The following is a 4,947-nucleotide window of genomic DNA, read 5'->3' on the forward strand; positions in this document are numbered from 1 at the left end:
ACAATCATTCTGCCTATTCAGGACGGCGATGTCTGAGGGGTGAAACCCCTCAGACATTCGCCAACAGTCTCTTTCAATCGCCGTCATTAATTAAACTTGAGGTCGCACCAAATTTTCGATTCCTTTAACTACCTTAGCAGAAACAATCTTGTCTCCCTGCTTCAGTTGCTCCAAAACTTCTTTTCCTTCAATCATGTAACCAAAAACAGCATAGCGGCCGTCCAACAGATTCAGGCCAGCGGGCGTGAGTTCAGGTTCAAATAAGAAAAAGAAAAACTGAGAAGAAGCGCTATCAGGGTCAGTTTCTGTACGGGCCATAGCCACAGTACCGAAAGCAGAAAAAGGCAAAACAGGTTCGTCGCGATAACGCCCCGCATCTTCTAGAGTAATCCCGTAAATAGGTTCTTTTTCCTCCCTGACGAGCACTTCTAGCGGTATATTCCGGTATTTGCCAGTAGTTGGGTCAATAAAACCCTCTTCCCTGCCTTCGGGGTCTCCCGTTTGCAAAACGTAGGATTCTTCCGATCGAATAAACGGCAAACCGTCATAAAAACCTCGATCAACTAAATCCACAAAATTACCAGCCGTAACCGGGGCGCTGTAGCCGTCAACCACAACAGTAATTTCCCCTTTTTCAGTTTGTACAGCCACAGTAGCGCGCCCTTTCAGTTGAGGCAGATTAGCATACTTGGCCGGCACTTCAAACGGAAACTTTGTCACCATCAATTCTTCGATTTCGCCTACCGAACCTAAGATTGTGGCTTTCAAGTCAATCACTTTGTCCCTGTCTTTAGCCTCAACAGCCTTTTCCAGTTGAGCAACTTTCTCCTTGACTCCTGCAACTAGCGCCTCCGCTTCCGGCTTTTTGGCGTCGGGAATACTCTCTAAAAGGTCAGATTCCCGAAGGTTGAGAATTCTGGAAGCTTTACTGACATCGCTGCTAATAGGCCCCCAACGTTTAGACCGTATATGGTTGCCAATGTCTTCGAGACTGACTTGCAACTCCCGTACAGTCTGATTGTCAATAGGTAAAGCGAAGCGCAGCAGCGCCCGGCCGTCCGTAATCGCATTCCCCGCAGGCATACTGCTGCTGGGGCGTTTGGCATGGGAGACTGCACTGAAACTCAGGGAGAGAGTGAACAGCAAGAGCGCTAAAGCGACGGTTTTGACCCAGCGCTTGCACGTATCGATCGAGAAATTAGGCCAATGCAACATAACTTTAACTTTTATTGCCTCTCTTATCTTCCCACAGCGCTGCCCGCCCTCTAAGCTGCTACCCATCTAAAGTGTCTGTTGGTTTGGCTGGGGAGGAGTTGCCCACTAACAACAGTCAATCGATTTTAGATTTTAGATTTTAGATTTTAGATTGACCCCACGGATAAATTCGGGGGCTTGTTGATCGGATACAGGTTTTTTATTTCTGGGTCCTGAGTCTGCTTTCGGAATGAATCACGTGGCGGGTATCCTGGATGCTTGATTGTCAACTGACAACAGCCCACTGCCCACTGCCCACGGCCACTAACATTTCAGTAAAGCACTTGCTCCCTTTGAACGGTAAAATAAAATGCCAATTGCTTTTTGATGCCGTCAGCTAGACTGCGGCTTTAACCTGACCCGCTCAAAAACGGATACAATCCCCAGACTCCTGTCGTGGAGAGATCAAAATTTTAGACCAAGGTTCAATCTCCCAAATTCATCTGTGGAGTAAATCTCAAATCTAAAATCTCAAATCTAAAATCGACTGACTTTAGTTCCCCCGTGCCTCAAGGCGACGGGATTGCCCGCAAAAATTTATATGATCTCCAGTAACGACTTTCGACCAGGTGTTTCAATTGAATGGAATAACGGCGTGTGGCGGGTTATCGAATTCCTCCACGTCAAGCCAGGAAAAGGCTCGGCTTTCGTGCGGACAAAATTAAAAAACGTCCAAACCGGAAACGTAGTAGAACAAACCTTCCGGGCGGGCGAGACTATGCCTCAAGCCAACCTGGAAAAGAGTGTGATGCAGCATACCTATAAAGAGGGCGACGAGTTCGTCTTTATGGATATGGAAACTTACGAGGAAAGTCGCCTCAATGCTAAGCAAATAGGCGATCGAGTCAAGTACCTCAGTGAAGGGATGGAAGTCAGCATCCTGCGCTGGAACGACCAAATCATGGAAGTGGAACTGCCCAACTCTGTTGTCTTGGAAGTGCTGCAAACCGATCCCGGAGTCAAAGGAGATACTGCCACCGGTGGCAGCAAACCCGCGATCGTCTCCACCGGAGCTCAGGTTATGGTGCCTCTATTTATTTCCATTGGAGAACGGATTCGGATTGATACTCGTGAAGACAAGTACCTCGGCCGAGAATAGAAACGAGGGAATAAAAGGGAGTTTTTAGTTTTTAGTTCTGAGTTATGAGTTAAAGAATTCCAAATTCAATACTCATCGCTCACAGCTTAAAAACTATCCCTTTTTCCTCCAAAGTCGTTGATGCTCCTAGCTTCGCCTGATTCTGAATTTTCAATTTTCAATTTTCAATTCTCAATTACCCTTGAATCTGCTGTGCAACTAGACTTAAACCAGCTTTGTGACCTGCTAACTGTATTAGACAAAACTGGCATTTCGGAACTCACCTTAAAAAGTGGGGATATCGAACTGACAGTACGCAAAGGCATTCTGGCAAGTTCACCAGGCACCTCTGCTGCGCTCCCTGCTGCTGTGGCGAGTGTCGCTCCGATCGCGTTGGGCGCGGTTCCTAGCCCCACCTTAGCGTCACCTCCTGCTGTTGACCAAAATTTAGCAGCGGATCTGGCTGCCTTTGTACCCGTCGCCCCTGTCGCCGCACCTGCTGCCGTACCTGCTTCTGTAGATACGAAATGGGTGCCAATTATCTCGCCGATGGTAGGAACCTTTTATCGCGCTGCTGCTCCTGATGAGCCACCTTTTGTCAATGTGGGCGATCGCATCAAGGTCAGCCAGACAGTCTGTATTATCGAAGCGATGAAGCTGATGAACGAGATCGATGCTGATGAAGTCTCCGGTCAAGTGATGGAAATTTTAGTTCAAAATGGCGAACCTGTCGAATACGGTCAAGTGTTGATGCGAATTAATCCGGATTGAAGGATTACTTTATTGTTATGGACAGAATAAATGCTAATATTTCCCGATCACTTCTCTCCGGTGAGTTTGATGAAGTCATCCCAGCCTGTCCCGCAAGAGGTTGTGCAACAAGTTGCTGAGTATTTCAGTATTTTGAGCGAACCCATGCGTTTACGAATTTTGAACTTGCTTCGCGACGGCGAAAAATGCGTGCAAGAATTGGTGGAAGCTACTCAAACGAGTCAAGCCAATGTTTCTAAGCACCTAAAACTCATGCTCCAAGCTGGTATCCTCACTCGCCGGAGTGAAGGGACTTCAGCTTATTATAAGGTGCAAGACGAGTTAATTTTTGAGCTGTGTAATATGGTGTGCGATCGGCTTGCCAGCCGGATCGAACAGCAAGCCCTACACTTTCGGGCATTTAGCCTAACTACAAAGCACTGAAAATTAGTTGCCAGTCCTCAATCCTCAACCCTCAGTCATGAGTCATCAGTTATCAATTCCTATTCTCGGCCTTCAGACCGATGACTAATCACTTGTAACTAATGACTCATAATTACTAAAGGGGAAAATTTTTGTCAAAACTTTGGCGTGTACTCGGCTGAGCCACCTCCAAACCTTCGCCACCCAAAAGTTCTAAAGGCTTGCCTTCCACCGAAATCCAAACCTTGGTATTCGGTTGTAAACTCGTAGCCGTATAGATAACTTGCCCTAACCGGCCAGTCATCGAATTGCTCCCTCCCCCCGAAGTAAATTCGGCCGACAAATCGACATAAACTCCGTCATTTTTGACACTCAAACCCCTGAGTTTTGTCCCATTAGGAATTTCGCTAGAAACAGTTCCATCCTTCGGCCCAGCCAACAAACTGTTAAAAGCAGCTTGTAAAGCTGCATCAGGCTTGTCAGCTTGTTTGACAGCTACTTTCGTAGGAACTCCCTCAAATTTGCCGCTGGCATCTTTAACCCAGTAGACTTGCACTGTCTGGACATCAGTCTGCGGCAAAGGCTTTGGCTGCGGCGATTTTGGGATCAGAGCGTTAGGCGTCTGAACCTGCGGCGTCTGAACCTGTGGCGTCTGAACCTGTGGCACTTGTACAGGATTTGGAGGGGGTACGGGGATAACTACAGCAGGAGATTCCGCTGGACTTGGGGACAGCGCCGGAGCGGTAGTTTGAGCAGAAGACGGCGTATCTGCGGGGGTTGGCGAACGGTTCGCAGTCCACCAGGCAATGCCCCCTCCCGTCAGTAAAGCCAACCCGCAAACACCGGCAATGACGGCTGTGGAGACGCGGCGTACTTCTTGTCCATCTTTCATAATACAAATCCTCTTTAGAAATAGAGCGCTTGGGACGGTGAGGAGCGACTCCCGATCAGCTACATTTGTCTATGGTTAGATTCTGGAATTGACACAATTGCATTGCTGCTAGCGAACACTTTATAGCAAGCCCAACATATTCTGAATCCGACTATTGGAATCCTAGACCATAATATAAGATTTCGCCCGTGGAGTATGTCACAGTATCTCGATCGGCCTAGTGGCTATATTCTATAGTAATCATAAAAAATTAAAGAATAAAGGAATAAAAAATAAGTAAAAAGCAAGAAGGAAGGCAACGGAGGTAAGGGGGGTAACGGATTTAAGGGATTTAACGGATTGAAGCAGGTCTCTAAAAAATATTTTCCCCAAACAAAAAGCGCCCCTATTACTAGGAGCGCTTTTTGTCAATCGATAGCTAAAACTTAACCATTGATAGAAGGAGCAACCATTGCTACTGGGGTGACTTCACTAGCAGCCAAATCAAGCGGGAAGTTGTGAGCATTGCGCTCGTGCATTACTTCCATACCCAAGTTAGCGCGGTTGATCA

General features: G+C 47.2%; 5 protein-coding genes and 1 pseudogene. 3 read left to right on the top strand and 3 right to left on the bottom strand.

Translation table 11 applies throughout. From position 1 onward, the window contains the following. Window positions 1–90 precede the first annotated feature (90 nt). Window positions 91–1,215 carry a peptidylprolyl isomerase gene (locus tag QT979_RS28330; protein WP_333212112.1) on the bottom strand — a complete coding sequence of 375 codons (1,125 nt, stop codon included), beginning with the start codon at window positions 1,213–1,215 and terminating at the stop codon, window positions 91–93. A 580-nt stretch (window positions 1,216–1,795) separates the two neighbouring features. Here QT979_RS28330 and efp point away from each other — a divergent pair. From efp to QT979_RS28345, 3 genes are all read left to right on the top strand, one after another. Then, entirely contained in the window at window positions 1,796–2,353 is a 558-nt protein-coding gene (gene efp, locus QT979_RS28335; RefSeq protein ID WP_333058573.1) for an elongation factor P, read from the top strand. A gap of 192 nt (window positions 2,354–2,545) precedes the next feature. Then, window positions 2,546–3,103 carry an acetyl-CoA carboxylase biotin carboxyl carrier protein gene (gene accB / locus QT979_RS28340; RefSeq protein WP_333312333.1) on the top strand — a complete coding sequence of 186 codons (558 nt, stop codon included), beginning with the start codon at window positions 2,546–2,548 and terminating at the stop codon, window positions 3,101–3,103. A 30-nt stretch (window positions 3,104–3,133) separates the two neighbouring features. Continuing rightward, window positions 3,134–3,526 carry an ArsR/SmtB family transcription factor gene (locus tag QT979_RS28345; RefSeq protein ID WP_006631662.1) on the top strand — a complete coding sequence of 131 codons (393 nt, stop codon included), beginning with the start codon at window positions 3,134–3,136 and terminating at the stop codon, window positions 3,524–3,526. Window positions 3,527–3,641: 115 nt separating this feature from the next. Here QT979_RS28345 and QT979_RS28350 read toward each other — a convergent pair whose 3' ends face one another. Next, complete coding sequence (locus tag QT979_RS28350; protein WP_333212115.1) at window positions 3,642–4,397, bottom strand: GerMN domain-containing protein; 756 nt, start codon at window positions 4,395–4,397, stop codon at window positions 3,642–3,644. 425 nt (window positions 4,398–4,822) lie between these two features. Further along, a pseudogene (locus tag QT979_RS28355) lies at window positions 4,823–4,947 on the bottom strand (photosystem II q(b) protein); the annotation flags it as partial.

The organism is Microcoleus sp. w2-18bC1 (assembly GCF_036700365.1).
Classification (GTDB): Bacteria; Cyanobacteriota; Cyanobacteriia; order Cyanobacteriales; family Microcoleaceae; genus Microcoleus.

What these genes read in the sequence shown, in the direction of transcription:
- QT979_RS28350 (WP_333212115.1), bottom strand. Translation starts at nt 4,397, where the DNA reads ATGAAAGATGGACAAGAAGTACGCCGCGTCTCCACAGCCGTCATTGCC.
- QT979_RS28345 (WP_006631662.1), top strand. Translation starts at nt 3,134, where the DNA reads ATGCTAATATTTCCCGATCACTTCTCTCCGGTGAGTTTGATGAAGTCA.
- efp (WP_333058573.1), top strand. Translation starts at nt 1,796, where the DNA reads ATGATCTCCAGTAACGACTTTCGACCAGGTGTTTCAATTGAATGGAAT.
- QT979_RS28330 (WP_333212112.1), bottom strand. Translation starts at nt 1,215, where the DNA reads ATGTTGCATTGGCCTAATTTCTCGATCGATACGTGCAAGCGCTGGGTC.